The sequence below is a fragment of the Brachybacterium equifaecis genome (genome assembly GCF_023509525.1).
Classification (GTDB): domain Bacteria; phylum Actinomycetota; class Actinomycetes; order Actinomycetales; family Dermabacteraceae; genus Brachybacterium; species Brachybacterium equifaecis.
Genome location: NZ_JAKNCJ010000002.1, coordinates 589,394 through 603,241, shown reverse-complemented (window position 1 = coordinate 603,241; position 13,848 = coordinate 589,394). Strand labels below are relative to the sequence as shown.

The window sequence follows — 13,848 nt, the reverse complement described above, 5'->3', positions numbered from 1 at the left end:
GGGCGTATCGTGCGGGATACATTCCGACGCCGCAAGGAGGCACGATGGCTGTGAGCCTCACGCGCTGGAATGCCAGCGACTACCTCGAGACGCCCGAGGACATGCTCGCCTACCTCGATGAGGCAGCGCGCACCGGCGAGCCCGCTCTGCTCCAGGCGGCACTGGGGGACGTCGCGAGAGCGCGGGGAATGTCGGAAGTGGCGCGCAGCGCCGGCGTCGGCCGCGAATCCCTCTACAAGTCCTTGAGCGCGGACGGCAACCCGTCATTCCAGACCGTCGCACGAGTGGTTGCTGCTCTCGGGGGGCAGATCTCCGTCACTCCGCGATCCGACGTCGCCTCAGCTCGCGGGCACCTCGGCCCCTGAGACGTCGGCGTCCTCGAGGCGCACGCCGGGAGCTCGGGTGATGAGCTTGTGGCCGGCCCACAGGGCGAGGAATGCAGGCAGCCCGATGTACGAACTGAGCACGCTGAGCAGCTCCCCACGGAAGAGCGCTTCGTAGTTCTGGCCGAGGATGACGATCAGGCACATCGTGAACGCGAGCAGAGGCCCCAGCGGGAACCACGGGGCGACGTAGGGCAGCTCGCTGACGCTGTGGCCCTGGCGCACGAACGCGCGCCGGAACCGGTAGTGGCACACGGCGATGCCCACCCAGGCGATGAAGCCCGACAGCCCCGAGACGTTCAGCAGCCACGTGTACGCGGCGCCTTGGCCGATGATCGCGGTGAGGAATCCGAACAGGCCCACGGCCGCGGTCGCCGCGAGCGCCCAGATCGGGACGCCGCGGCGGTTCACGGTCGCGAAGACCTTCGGCGCCTGGCCGTGCAGGGCGAGGGCGTGGAGCATGCGGCTGGAGGCGTAGAGCCCCGAGTTCCCCGCGGAGAGGATCGCCGTCAGGATCACCGCGTTCATGATCGAGGCGGCCACCGCGATGCCGGCCCGCTCGAAGACCAGGGTGAACGGGGAGGAGGCGATGTCGGAGGCATCCGTGCGCAGCAGGAGCGGATCGGTGTACGGGATGAGGAAGCCGATCACCGCGATCGCGCCGACGTAGAACAGCATGATCCGCCAGAACACAGTGCGGATCGCCTTCGGCACCTCGAGCCGCGGATTGCGGGCCTCGCCCGCGGCGACGCCGACGAGCTCCGTGCCCTGGAACGAGAACCCCGCGACCATGAAGATCGAGATGATCGCGAGCATCCCGCCCTTGAACGGGGCCTCGCCGGTGGTCCAGTTCGAGAAGCCGGGGGAGCTGCCGCCGAGGATTCCCGCGATCATCGCGACGCCTGCCACGAGGAACACGATCACCGCGATGACCTTGATCATCGCCAGCCAGAACTCGCTCTCGCCGTACGCCTTGGCCGACAGCGCGTTCAGCGCCGTGAGGATGACGAGGAACCCGCCCGCCCAGACCCAGCCGGGGACCCCCGGCAGCCAGAACGACATGATGATCCCTGCGGCCACGAGCTCTGCCGCGACGGTGATCGCCCAGTTGAACCAGTAGTTCCAGCCGATCGCGAAGCCGAAGCTGGGGCTGACGAACCGGCTCGCGTACGCCTGGAACGAACCGGCCACCGGCATATGCGCGGTCATCTCGCCGAGTGACTGCATGAGCAGCAGCACCATCAGCCCGATCGCCGCGTAGGCCACGAGTGCGCCGCCCGGACCGGCCGTCGAGATCGTCGCACCGGAGCCGACGAACAGGCCGGTGCCGATCGCCCCTCCGATCGCGATCATCTGCAAGTGACGGCTCGAGAGAGTGCGCTGGAGCCCGTCCGCCGTCGGCTGGACGGGGGCGGCGGCCGACGGGGCGGGACGTGCGGGGTGCGACATGGGGCTCCGACCTGGTGGGAGCTCAGCCGGTGCTCCTGCCGACGGGTGCGGCAGGCGGGGATGCGGGGCGAGCGGGATGCGTGAGGAGGACCGCGTCAGGCTACGCCCGCGCCCGCCCCGGCGGTCGGTGCGTCCAGCCGGGGCCGGGCAGGAGGTGACAAGTGCCGCGCGGGGGCGGCCTCAGGCGGCGGGCCGCGCGAGCCGGCCGGGGCCGACGCCGCGCGGCTCCACGGGGTGCCCGCTCAGATCAGCGCGGTCGCCCCGATCTGGTCGAGCAGCCAGGCGAGCTCGTCGGCCCGCTGCTCCCACTTCGCGTACCGGCCGGAGCGTCCGCCGTGCCCGGCGACCATCTCGCAGCGGAACACGATCGGCCGCTCCTGCTGGTCTGACGTCACGGTCTCCCGCAGGCGCGCCACCCACTTCGCGGGCTCCACGAAGAACACCCGCGTGTCGTTCAGCGAGGTCGAGGCGAAGATAGCCGGGTACTCCACGGCGCGGATGTTCTCGTAGGGGGTGTACTCCTTCATGTACGCGTACACCTCGGGATCGTGCAGCGGATCGCCCCACTCCTCCCACTCGCCGACGGTCAGCGGCAGCGTCGGGTCGAGGATCGTGGTGAGCGCGTCCACGAACGGCACGCCCGCGATGATCGCGCGGAACCGCTCGGGGGCGAGGTTCGCGACGGCGCCCATGAGCAGCCCGCCGGCGCTGCGGCCCTCGGCCGAGAGGCGATCGCCCGCGACCCAGCCCTGTTCGACGAGGAACTCGCCCGCGGCCACGAAGTCGCTGAACGTGTTCTTCTTCGCGAGCAGCTTCCCCTGCTCGTACCAGGGGCGGCCCATCTCGCCGCCGCCGCGCACGTGCGCGATCGCGACGACGACCCCGCGGTCCAGCAGGGACAGGCGGGTGGCGACGAAGGACGGATCCATCGACGCCTCGTAGGAGCCGTAGCCGTAGAGGTAGCCGGCGTTCGTGCCGTCGGCCTGCACCTCGCGGCGCATCGCGACCGACAGCGGGATCTGCGTGCCGTCGGCCGCAGGGGCCCACAGGCGCTTCTCGACATACAGCTCGGGATCGAAGTGCGGGACCTCCGTGCGCTTGAGGACCGTGACGGCGCCGGTCGCGAGGTCGCTCTCGGCGATCGTGCCCGGGGTCAGCAGGCTCGTAAGCTGGTAGCGGACGCTCCTCTGCTCCCAGTTCGGGTTCTCCACCAGCCACACCGAATCGAGCTCGCCGCCGTGGGTGACGTCGCGGGCGGAGGCGACATCCCAGATCTCGGCGGCCTCGGCGGCGGTGAGGGCGCTGCTGCCGGAGGGCGTGCGGCGGTTCAGCACACGCACACCGGCGAGGCCACCAGTGCGCAGCTCGATCGCCGCGGCGCTCGCGAAAGCGTCGGCCGATTCGAAGCGCTCGCCGTCGGCAGCGGAGAGGATCGTCGTCCATTCCTCCGGGGCGTCCAGAGCGGCGGTCGCGAGCGCGAACCCGGGGTGGCCGTCGTTGTGGACGATCAGGAGGTGGTCGCCCGCGTGCTCGAGCGAGTACTCGACGCCGGGGCGGCGCCCGCCTGCGGGGCGCGGGGCGGAGGTGGGATCGGCGAGGTCCAGCAGCCAGCCCTCGGTGGTGGTGGAGGAGCCGGACTGGATGATGAGCACGGAGCCGTCGCGGGAGGCCTCGAAGCCGATCGTGAAGCGCTCGTCGGCCTCCTCGATCACGAGCTCGTCGCCCTCGGAGGGGGAGCCGATGCGGTGGCGCCAGATCTGATGCTGCCGCCAGGCGTCGTCCACGCGCGCGTAGAACAGCCACTGCTCGTCCAGCGAGAACGCGAGTCCGTACCCGGCGCCCGTGACCGCCTGGTCGAGGATTTCGCCGCTCGCCAGGTCCTTGACGAGGACAGCGAAGCGCTCATCGCCTGCGACGTCGGTCGAATAGGCGAGCAGGCGCTGGCTGGGGGAGGGGCGGAAGCCGCCGAGGCTGAAGAACTCGAGTCCCTCGGCGAGGCCCTGCGCGTCGAGGATGACCTCCTCGCCGTCGATCAGCACGCCTGGCTCGATCGCCGGGATGCCACCCTCGGTGCGGGGGAGGTCTGCGCTGTCGCGCACGCGGGTGTAGCGGGGGTAGTCCTCGCCCTCGGTGGTGCGGGTGATGTACCACCACTCGCCCCTGCGCACGGGGACGGAGAGGTCGGTCTCCTGGGTGTGGCCGGCGAACTCTTTGACCAGCTGGGCGCGCAGATCCGCGAGGTGCGCGGTGCGGGCGTCGGCGTAGGCGTTCTCGGCCTCGAGGTGCGCGATGACCTCGGGGTTCGTCTTGTCGCGCATCCACTCGTAGGGATCGGTGACGGTGTCGCCGTGGAAGGTGCGCTCGGTGGGGTGCTGGGCCGCGAGGGGGGCGGCGGCAGCGCTGTCGTCGGGGCGGGGGGCGTCGTCGCTCTGGCTCATCACCTGATGGAGCGTACCGGGATGGGGTGACAGACGAGGGCGGTGAACTGGATCGCACGGCCCCGGAATCGGTTTGCCCCGCATCAGGGCTCCCACTAGGATCGACCACGGTAGCGTGTCCGAGCGGCCGAAGGTGCAACACTCGAAATGTTGTGTACGGTAACCCCGTACCGCGGGTTCAAATCCCGCCGCTACCGCTCTTGACCAGGGGTTTTGCTCCTGGAGACGAAGCCCCCGCCGGTTCCCGGCGGGGGCTTCGTCGTGCGCCTGGGCGCCGCTGTGGCGAGGGCTGTGCCGTCCAGATCCGCGGGCCTGTCCTGCCCTGCTCGCCTGCTGCAGACGCGCCTCCCCGCCCGTCCAGCAAAGTCCTCGGTGTGAGAGCCGCTCGCGTGGACTGGTCCACGTCACCGGCTCCTGGACCGAGGACTTTGCTGGTCGCGGGCGAGGAGCCGGGCCCCGAGTCAGGCTCGGCGGGGCCGTGCCGCCGCGGGCCGGCACCGGAGCGCTGCGTGCGCAAGCGGCCGGCCCGGCCCCGGCATGACGAAGGGCCAGCCGTCGCTGAACGGCTGGCCCTTCGGGGCGCTGCGGGCACTGCGGGTGCTGCAGGGCGAGGGCTCGAGCGTCTGCGCTCGCTGCCCTCGCGCTTGGGGTCTCAGGCGCCCTCGGCGTCCAGATCCTTCTCGAGGAGCTCTGCGAGAGCGTTGACCGACTCCTCGGCGCCCTCGCCCTCGGCGCGCAGCACGACCTGGTCGCCGTTGCCGGCGCCGAGGGTCATGAGCATGAGGATCGAGGAGGCGGAGACGGCCTTGCCGCCGACCTTCTCGATGGTGACCTTCGCGGGCTGCGACGCGGCAGCCTTCGAGAAGATCGCCGCCGGGCGGGCGTGCAGACCGGTGGCGCTGGCGATGGTGACGGTGCGCTCCGCCATGGCAGGGCCTCTCTTCCGTATTCGGGTGCCGCCTTCGCCGATTGAAGGCGGTGAGACCCAGGATACGTGCCTCTCCCGTGCAGAGTCCGGGCGATCCGCCGGGCAGCGCCGGACAGCCCCGGCGGACACCCGGCGGGAACGGATTCGGCCCGCCTAAGTACCTTTGCGATGAGCGAAAGGTACCCAGACGGGCCGAAGCGGTGGGCCCGCGAGGACCCCGTCTACCAGACGGGCCGAAGCACGGACCGGCAGGAGCGGTCAGCTCCCGGCGACCTCCGCCATGCGCGCGACCACGGCCTCGCGCACGGACGGGTACAGCGGGTGGTCCGACGCGAGGCCGGTGATCTCCGTGGTCGCGGCATCCGCGTCGGATCCGGCGAGGATCTCCTGCAGCTGCGTCACCTCGGGGTCGCCCTCGGGGGTGAAGCGAAGCGCCGCCGCGAGCGACCCGCAGACGAGCGCCTCGGCGCTCATGCCGCGCTCGGCCAGCTCGGCCGCCGGAGCGATCACGCGGTCGTGGCGGGAGAGCTTGCGGATCGGACCGCGGCCCACGCGCTCGACCGTGTCGGGCAGCGCGGCGTTGGTGAAGCGCTTCAGGATCTTCTCCTTGTACGCCCGCTGCGTCGCCTCATCGAAGCCGTGCTTGGCGACCAACAGCGCGCTGGTCTCGGCGAGCACCGCCTCGACGGTCTCGAGGACCGACGGGTCGGCGATCGCGTCGGAGATCTTCTCGATCCCCGCCGCCCAGCCGAGCCACGCGGTGGTGGCGTGGCCGGTGTTGAGGGTGAAGAGCTTGCGCTCGATGTACGGCGCGAGGTCGTCGACCCAGGTGATCCCCGGGACGTCGGGCTCGTCGCCGCCGAACGGCGTGCGGTCCACGGCCCACTCGTAGAACTCCTCGACCGTGACGTCGAGCCCCGCATCCGCGGCCTGTGCGGGCACGATGCGGTCGACGGCCGTGTTCGAGAAGAAGGCCTTCTCGTCCAGGTCGTCGCCCTCGTAGTTCTTGCGGATCTCCTCCTCGAGGACATCCGTGCCGTTGATCGCGTTCTCGCAGGCCATCACCGCGACCCGGCTGCTGCCCGCGGGGCGAGCAGCCAGGCCGGCGGCGATGGCGGGAGCGACGAACTTCAGGATGTGCACGCCGACGGCGGTGGTGACGATGTCCGCGGAGGCGATCTCCTCGGTCAGCGTCTGCGGATCCTGCGCGGAGTTCACCGCGCGGAAGCCGTCGACCACGGTGTCCTTCGGGTTCTCGCCCACCTGGTGGACGGTGTACGAATCCGCCTGCTGGAGCGCGGAGATCAGCCCCTCGGAGACGTCCGCGAACACCAGCTCGATGCCGGCCTCGTGGAGCAGGAGCCCCACGAAGCCGCGGCCGATGTTCCCGGCGCCGAAATGCACAGCCTTCATGTCGATCAGTTCCCTTCGGAGAAGATGGCCAGGATCTCGTCAGCCGAGGTCGCGCGCTCGAGGCGGGCCACCTGCTCCTCGTCGGAGAAGGTGATCGCGACCTGCTGCAGGAGATCGAGGTGCTCGTTGCCGACGCCGGCGATGCCGACGACGAACTTCACGATCTCACCATTCCAGTCGATCCCCTGGGGATAACGGACGAAGGACATCGCCGAGCGCGTGATAGCGCCCTTCGCGTCGTTCGTGCCGTGGGGGATGGCCAGGCCGTTGCCCATGTACGTCGAGACGGTCGCCTCGCGGTCGTGCATGGCGCGCACGTAGGAGTCGTCCACGGCACCGGCGCGGACCAGCAGGCTGCCGGCCTCGTCGATCGCGGAGGAGGCCGACGCGGCCGAGCCGTTCAGCACGATGCTGGACGGGGCCAGGATCTCGGACTGTGCGGCGGGTGCGGCCGGGACCGGTGCAGCAGCTGCGGTGGGTGCAGCAGCTGCGACAGGTGCAGCGGCGGCGACGACGGGGATCGGGCCGGGGGTCGGCTGATTGCCGAAGGTCCCCGCCTCGTCGCCCGTGGCGTGGGCGGTCGCCGCGTCATCCGCGGTGCCGTATGCGGGAGCGGCAGTGTTCACGCCCGCTGCGTTATCAGCGAACCCGTCGTAGCCCGCGCCGTCTGCACGAGCGTCGGTCCCGGTGCCGGTGACGGCCCCGTTGTTGCGCTCGCGGACCAGCTCCACGACCTCGTCGTAGCGCGGCGAGTTCATGAAGTTGTCCACGGAGACGTGGATCGCGGAGCCCGTGCGCTGCTGCGCGCGGGGGGTGAGCTGCGCCTGGGTGACCACGAGGTCCCACTCATCGGCGAGGTTCGCAATCGACTTGTTGGTGACCTCGACGTCGTCGAAGCCGGCAGCGCGGATCTTCTTGCGCAGGACGGTCGCGCCCATGGCCGAGGAGCCCATGCCCGCGTCGCAGGCGAAGACGATCTTGTCGATGCGGCCGGTGTGGGCCGACGCATCGGTGCCTGCTGCGGCGGAGTCGCCGACGAGGGCCCCGGCCACGGAGGACTTCTTGCCCTTCATCTGCTCCATGTTGGCGGTCGCCGCGGCGATGTCGCCGTCATCCTGCTTGCCGGTGCGCAGCAGGATCGCTGCGATGACGAACGAGACGAGAGTCGCGCCGAGGACCGACAGGTAGACGCCGACGTGCGAGCCGGGTGCCGTCACTGCGGTGATCGCGATGATCGAGCCGGGAGCTGCGGCGGAGGCGAGGCCCGACTTGAAGAGCGAGTTGATGGCGATGCCCGTCATGCCGCCCGCGATGGTCGACAGGATGAGTATCGGGCGCATGAGAACGTACGGGAAGTAGATCTCGTGGATGCCGCCGAAGAAGTGGATGATCGCCGCACCCGGAGCGGAGGCCTTCGCAGCGCCGCGGCCGAAGAAGCAGTAGGCCAGCAGCAGGCCGAGACCCGGGCCGGGGTTCGCCTCGAGGAGGAACAGGATCGACTTGCCGGTCTCGGCCGCCTGGGCGGTGCCGAGCGGGGTGAGGATGCCGTGGTTGATGGCATTGTTCAGGAACAGCACCTTCGCGGGCTCGATGAAGAGCGAGGTGAGCGCGAGGATGTTGTGGGCGACCAGGAAGTCGACGCCGCCCTGCAGGACGCCAGTGAACGCGACGACGAGGGGTGCGACGCCGAAGAATCCGGCGAGCGCCAGGAGGAAGCCCCAGATGCCCGCGGCGAAGTTGTTGACGAGCATCTCGAAGCCGGCCGGGATCTTCCCGTCCCAGAGGCTGTCGATCTTCTTCATGGTCCAGCCGGCGAGGGGGCCCATGATCATGGCGCCGATGAACATCGGGATGCCGGCGCCGACGATGACGCCGACGGTCGCGATCGCGCCGACGACGCCGCCGCGGTGGCCGTAGACCATGTTGCCGCCGGTGAAGGCGATGAGGAGGGGAAGGAGGTAGGTGATCATCGGGCCGACGAGGCCGACGTTGGCGACGCCGTCAGCATTCTCGCCGAAGCCGCCGAGAACACCGATCGGGATGGGGCCCTTCTCGATGAACAGGGCCGTGATGATGCCCCAGGCGATGAAGGCGCCGATGTTCGGCATGATCATGTTCGACAGCGCGGTGCCGAACTTCTGGACGGCGACGCGGGCATTGAATGCCTGGGGCGCCTCGGTGGTGGTGCTCATGAGGAGTCCTCGTGACGGCCCGGCGAGGACGGCGACGACGGTGTCGACGGCGGTGTCAGCGCTGCGGGCGAGGCCGCGTCAGGATGACGCGGAATCGGGCGCAGTCCGGCGGTGGGTCGCACGTCGCGCTTGGGCGTGGAATCTAGGCGGCTTTCGTCCCTGGGACAAGTCAGCAGGGCGTGCTATGCGCCGCAGAGCCGGGGCGGGCCCGGCGCCGCCGCCGCCCGCCGATTCCGGGATGCCGGAATCGCCCCCGGAGAAATCCTGTGATCTGCCGCGATGCCGCGCGCAGAGGCGATGGATCGATCAACAGTGCACGTCAGGGCTCGTCGGGCACTGCGATATGGCGTCGATCACGCGCGACTCCCGGCCGGATCTGGAGTCGCCTGGGTCACTCCCTGTCGCGGCGATCGGGGAAGACGAACCGCCCGTACGTCACATACCGGAAGCCTGTCGAGACGATCTGGCCGATCAGATTCCCCGAGATGTTGTCGGCGAGCGGGGAGTCCAGGTGCAGGACGTACCGCGAGAAGCCGAGGCACGCGAGCTGCAGCCCGGCGGCGACCACGTTGATCACCGCGAACGCGATGATCGAGCGGGCGGTCGCGGGGGAGGGGCGGTCGCCGAAGGTCCAGATCCGATTGCCCGCATAGGTGAGGCAGGAGGCGAACGCGATCGTCAGCACCTTCGCCGTCAGCGGGTGCGCGTGCAGGATGCCGCCCGACCATCCCGTCAGCCCCTCGGCCGGATTCCAGAACACGAGGAGGTTGTAGAGCGCGGCGTCGATGAGGAAGACGATCCCGCCCACCGCCAGGAACTTCGCCGTCGGCCCCAGATGCCGGGTCACGGCGGAGGGGAGGGCGGGGCGCGGCACCCCCGCACTGTACGCGAACGCTGGGCGTACGATGGCTGGTCGATTGCCGCAGCGACGGCCTGCCGGGCGCCCGTGAGGGACGCGCCGACGGGGCCTGGGAGCGCTCGGTGCCCCGTGCTCGCGCCGCGCCCCCGGCCCGGAGCGAGCGCCCCGCCACCGCTTCCCAGGAGGAGCCCCATGCCCCGCCCCGTCCTCGCCATCGCCGGATCCGAGTCCACCGGCGGTGCCGGCGCGCAGACCGACCTCAAGACCTTCCACCAGCTGGGCGTCTTCGGGCTCGTCTCGCTGACCTGCATCGTCAGCTTCGACCCCGAGGCGGGCTGGTCGCATCGCTTCGTGCCGATCGACCCGCAGGTCATCGCCGATCAGATCGAGACCGCGACCGCCGCCCATGACATCGACACCGTGAAGATCGGCATGCTCGGCACCGAGGAGACGATCGACGTCGTCGCCGACTCCCTGCGCAGCGGCGCGTTCCGCACGGTCGTCCTCGATCCGGTGCTGGTGTGCAAGGAAGGCGAGACCGCGAGCCCTGCGGCCCGCACCGACGGCGCGCTCATCGAGAAGATCCTGCCGCTGGCCACCTTCGTCACCCCCAACCACGGAGAGGCGAAGATCCTCTCGGGGATGGAGGTCATCGAGACCCCCGCGCAGCTCGCCGAGGCGGCCCGGATCATCCACGAGCGCTCCGGCGCCGTCGTCCTCGCCAAGGGCGGGGTGGAGATCGCCGGGGAGGACGCGGTCGATGTGTTCTGCGACGGCGAGCAGCTCGTCGAGCTGCGGGAGCCGAAGATCGGGGAGCACCGCGTCACCGGTGCCGGCTGCACCCTCGCGGCCGCCATCACCGCCGAGCTCGCCAAGGGCGCTGCGCCCCTCGAGGCCGCGCGGATCGGCAAGGCCGTGGTCACGAGCGCCATCGCCCACCGCCAGAGCACGCACGCCGGATTCGACCTCGTCTACCAGGGCGCGTACCGCACCTGACCTGCTGCGATTCTGAGCGCGGGCCTGCCGCAGGGCCGGCAGAGGTCGCATCCGTCGGCCCCCGCGTCTCACTCCTCGCGCCACCGTCGTCCCAGCATGCGGATGGCAGTGGCGCGGGGCCCGCCGACCAGCAGAATTCCCCGAAGAGCATGGAACGCGCAGCGCCGAGGCTGGCGAGCATCCCGGCTCCACCGCCTCACTGCTCGGCCCACCCCCCTGTCACCGCGTTCCGAAAGCTGGTCCGCTGCCATGTGCCGCCTCCTGGGTGCTGTCACCCTCCCCTCGGTCCCCCTCTCCGAGGCCCTGCGCGAGGAGTTCGCGCCCTTCACCGACCAGTCCGAGGTGCACAGCGACGGCTGGGGCATCGCCTGGTACGACGGTCCCGACGCCCGCACCCCGCAGCTGCGCCGCGAGCTCGCCGTTGCGCGGGAGTGCGGCGTGTACGAGACGGCCGCACGCGAGGCCGTCGGCCCGCTGGTGATGGTGCACCTGCGCAAGTCCTCTCCGACGCTCCCGCCGGATCCTGCGAGCATCCATCCCTTCCAGGCCGGCGACCTGATGTTCTGCCACAACGGCTACTTCGCGCGCCCGGATGCCCTGCGCGCCGCGGTGCTCGCGCGCGGCGGGCGCACGCCCCAGGGGATGACGGACTCGGAGCTGTTCCTCTCCCTCATCACGGTCCATCACCGCACGCATCCGCTGGCCGAGGCCGTGCAGCGCGCCGCCGCGGAGATCGGCGCGCTGACCCGCGAGCACGCCGACCGCCCGCCGGCCGCGCTGAACTGCCTGATCACGAGCCCTGATGAGCTCGTGGCCTACTGCGAGTACGACCCCGCCCAGCGGCTGCCGCACCACACGGACGACAACTTCGTGCTGCGCTATCGGGCCGACGCCGACCGCGTGCTCGTGATCTCCTCCGGCCTCCCGCAGGACGATTACAGCGTGCTCGGCCAGGGCGAGGCGCTCGTGGTGGACCGCGAGACGCTCGTCGTGCGCGTGGTGCCGCCGCTCGAGGCGGGCGCTGCGCCGACGCCTCTTGCGGAGCTGGCCGACGAGGCCGCGGGGGATCTCCTCGCCGCCTGAAATGCCGGGAAGGCTGTGATTCCGGCGCTCCCCGCGGGTCACGAAACGGTTCCGAAATGTGAACCGCTGTGTCAGCGCGTGGACATATCGCGCGCGGCGCGCGATGCTTCCCCGTATGACCGACACCAGCACGGCCACGGGCTCCACGCCTGATCACGCCGCTCACGCACCTGCTGCCGCCAGCGCCGCCGCCGCGGACGGCGCCCCGCTCATCACCGTGCGCGGAGTGAACAAGTTTTTCGGAGACTTCCAGGCGCTGAAGGACATCGATCTCGACGTGCACCGCGGCGAGGTCGTCGCGGTCATCGGCGCCTCGGGCTCCGGCAAGTCCACGCTGTGCCGCTGCATCAACCGCCTCGAGACGATCTCCGACGGGGAGATCACCATCGACGGCCAGCCCCTCCCGGAGGAGGGCCGCGAGCTCGCACGCCTGCGCAGCGAGGTCGGCATGGTGTTCCAGTCGTTCAACCTCTTCCCCCACCTGCGCGCGGTCGACAACGTGACCCTCGGGCCGACGAAGGTGCGCGGCATCTCCAAGGCCGAGGCCACCGCGGAGGCGATGCGCCTGCTCGAGCGCGTCGGCCTCAAGGGCAAGGAGAACAACCTCCCCGCGGCGCTCTCCGGCGGCCAGCAGCAGCGCGTCGCGATCGCGCGCGCCCTCGCCATGAAGCCGAAGGCCCTGCTGTTCGACGAGCCGACCTCCGCGCTCGATCCCGAGGTCATCAACGAGGTCCTCGACGTGATGACCGAGCTCGCCAAGGGCGGCATGACGATGCTCGTGGTCACCCACGAGATGGGTTTCGCCCGGCAGGTCTGCGACCGCGTGGTCTTCATGGACCAGGGCGAGATCGTCGAGCAGGGCGACCCCGAGCAGTTCTTCACCGCGCCGCAGACCCAGCGTGCCCGCGACTTCCTCTCGAAGATCCTCCCGCACTGATCCCAGCGCGCTGATCCCTGCGCACTGATCCGCCCGCGCCGGGAACCGCCCGTCGGCCCTTCCGGCCGCCGGATCCGGACCGTCCCGGCCCCTCGCACCTCCGTCGCCCCGACCGGGGCGGCCTGACGAATGGAGAACCCATGTCACGCACCACCTTCCGTCCCGGCCGCCGCGCCGTGGTCGCCGCAGCCGCGGCCCTGCCGATCGGTGCGGCCCTCGCCGCCTGCTCGAGCGACTCCTCCGACGCCCCCTCGCTCGGCGGCGGGGACGCGAGCGACGGCGGCGGCACCGACACGGCCGCCTACGACGCCGTGATCGCCGGCGGCCCCGTCGCCGCGGACACCGACATCGCCGCGAGCGCGTGGGCCACCGCCATCAAGGAGGCCGGATCGCTCAAGCGCGGCGGCACCACCGCCAACCAGGTGTTCTCCCTGATCAACCCCGCCAGCGGCCAGGTCACCGGCTTCGACGCGGGCATCACCCAGCTCCTGGCCCGCTACATCCTGGGCGACGGCGGCGAGGAGAAGGTCGAGTACCTCGACACCACCGTCGAGACCCGCGAGACCATGGTCGAGAACGGCACCGTGGACTGCGTGATCGCGACCTACTCGATCACCCCCGCGCGCCTCGAGAAGATCAACTTCGGCGGCCCGTACTACCTTTCCGGCACCGCGATCCAGGTGCGCACCGAGGACGCCTCCTCGATCACCGGCCCCGCCGACCTTACCGGCAAGAAGCTCGTCACCCAGGCGAACTCCACCGGCATCCAGGCGATCACCGACAACGTGAAGGACCCCGCGAGCGTCGACACCCTCGCCGACAACGAGTCCTGCGTCGCCGCGCTCAAGCAGGGCCGCGCCGACGCGTACGTGCTCGACCAGGGCGTGCTGCTGGGCAACTCGAAGGCCGACCCCGAGGTCACGGTCGTCGGCGAGCCCTTCACGCAGGATCCCTACGGCATCGGTCTGTCCAAGCAGCACGAGGACGCCCTCGACTTCGTGAACGCCTTCCTCGGCGCGATCGAGGAGGACGGCACCTGGAAGAAGCTGTACGACGCGACCGTCGGCCAGGTGATCGAGGGCGACGCCCCCGAGCCGCCCACCCCGGGCGATCTCCCCGCCTGATCCCGCCACGGCCTGCCCGGCGCCCTCGCGGCGTCGGGCGGGCCCG

The 13,848-nt window shown here is 70.7% G+C and carries 11 protein-coding genes and 1 tRNA gene; 6 read left to right on the top strand and 6 right to left on the bottom strand.

Annotated elements, in window-relative coordinates:
* The first annotated feature begins 44 nt into the window (after positions 1-44).
* Positions 45-365, top strand: a complete 321-nt coding sequence (locus Bequi_RS07210) for an addiction module antidote protein (protein WP_249737263.1) — start codon at positions 45-47, stop codon at positions 363-365.
* Here Bequi_RS07210 and Bequi_RS07205 read toward each other — a convergent pair.
* Entirely contained in the window at positions 339-1,832 is a 1,494-nt protein-coding gene (locus Bequi_RS07205; protein ID WP_249737262.1) for an amino acid permease, read from the bottom strand. The two genes, Bequi_RS07210 and Bequi_RS07205, sit on opposite strands and share 27 nt — an antisense overlap.
* A gap of 242 nt (positions 1,833-2,074) precedes the next feature.
* A complete protein-coding gene (locus Bequi_RS07200) occupies positions 2,075-4,270 on the bottom strand; it encodes a S9 family peptidase (RefSeq protein WP_249737261.1) in 2,196 nt (731 codons plus the stop codon).
* Between the two features lie 109 nt (positions 4,271-4,379).
* On the opposite strand from Bequi_RS07200, the gene Bequi_RS07195 reads away from it, so the two are divergent.
* Positions 4,380-4,467 (top strand) — tRNA-Ser (locus Bequi_RS07195).
* Between the two features lie 455 nt (positions 4,468-4,922).
* On the opposite strand, the gene Bequi_RS07190 is transcribed toward Bequi_RS07195, so the two are convergent.
* From Bequi_RS07190 to Bequi_RS07175, 4 genes are all read right to left on the bottom strand, one after another.
* The gene (locus Bequi_RS07190; protein ID WP_249737260.1) at positions 4,923-5,198 is read right to left on the bottom strand and encodes an HPr family phosphocarrier protein; all 276 of its coding nucleotides are present in this window, start codon (positions 5,196-5,198) and stop codon (positions 4,923-4,925) included.
* A 258-nt stretch (positions 5,199-5,456) separates the two neighbouring features.
* Entirely contained in the window at positions 5,457-6,611 is a 1,155-nt protein-coding gene (locus Bequi_RS07185; protein WP_249737259.1) for a mannitol-1-phosphate 5-dehydrogenase, read from the bottom strand.
* A gap of 5 nt (positions 6,612-6,616) precedes the next feature.
* A complete protein-coding gene (locus tag Bequi_RS07180) occupies positions 6,617-8,803 on the bottom strand; it encodes a PTS mannitol transporter subunit IICBA (protein ID WP_249737258.1) in 2,187 nt (728 codons plus the stop codon).
* Between the two features lie 391 nt (positions 8,804-9,194).
* Entirely contained in the window at positions 9,195-9,677 is a 483-nt protein-coding gene (locus Bequi_RS07175; protein ID WP_249737257.1) for a GtrA family protein, read from the bottom strand.
* A gap of 177 nt (positions 9,678-9,854) precedes the next feature.
* On the opposite strand from Bequi_RS07175, the gene Bequi_RS07170 reads away from it, so the two are divergent.
* The 4 genes from Bequi_RS07170 to Bequi_RS07155 all read left to right on the top strand — a co-directional run bounded on the left by Bequi_RS07170 (position 9,855) and on the right by Bequi_RS07155 (position 13,802).
* Positions 9,855-10,658: a PfkB family carbohydrate kinase gene (locus Bequi_RS07170; protein WP_249737256.1), complete on the top strand. Its 804-nt coding sequence runs from the start codon at positions 9,855-9,857 to the stop codon at positions 10,656-10,658.
* A gap of 249 nt (positions 10,659-10,907) precedes the next feature.
* Positions 10,908-11,741, top strand: coding sequence for a class II glutamine amidotransferase (locus tag Bequi_RS07165; RefSeq protein WP_249737255.1), 834 nt, complete (start codon positions 10,908-10,910; stop codon positions 11,739-11,741).
* A gap of 115 nt (positions 11,742-11,856) precedes the next feature.
* Positions 11,857-12,678, top strand: a complete 822-nt coding sequence (locus Bequi_RS07160) for an amino acid ABC transporter ATP-binding protein (protein WP_249737254.1) — start codon at positions 11,857-11,859, stop codon at positions 12,676-12,678.
* 140 nt (positions 12,679-12,818) lie between these two features.
* Entirely contained in the window at positions 12,819-13,802 is a 984-nt protein-coding gene (locus tag Bequi_RS07155) for a glutamate ABC transporter substrate-binding protein (protein ID WP_249737253.1), read from the top strand.
* The last annotated feature ends 46 nt before the right edge of the window (positions 13,803-13,848 follow it).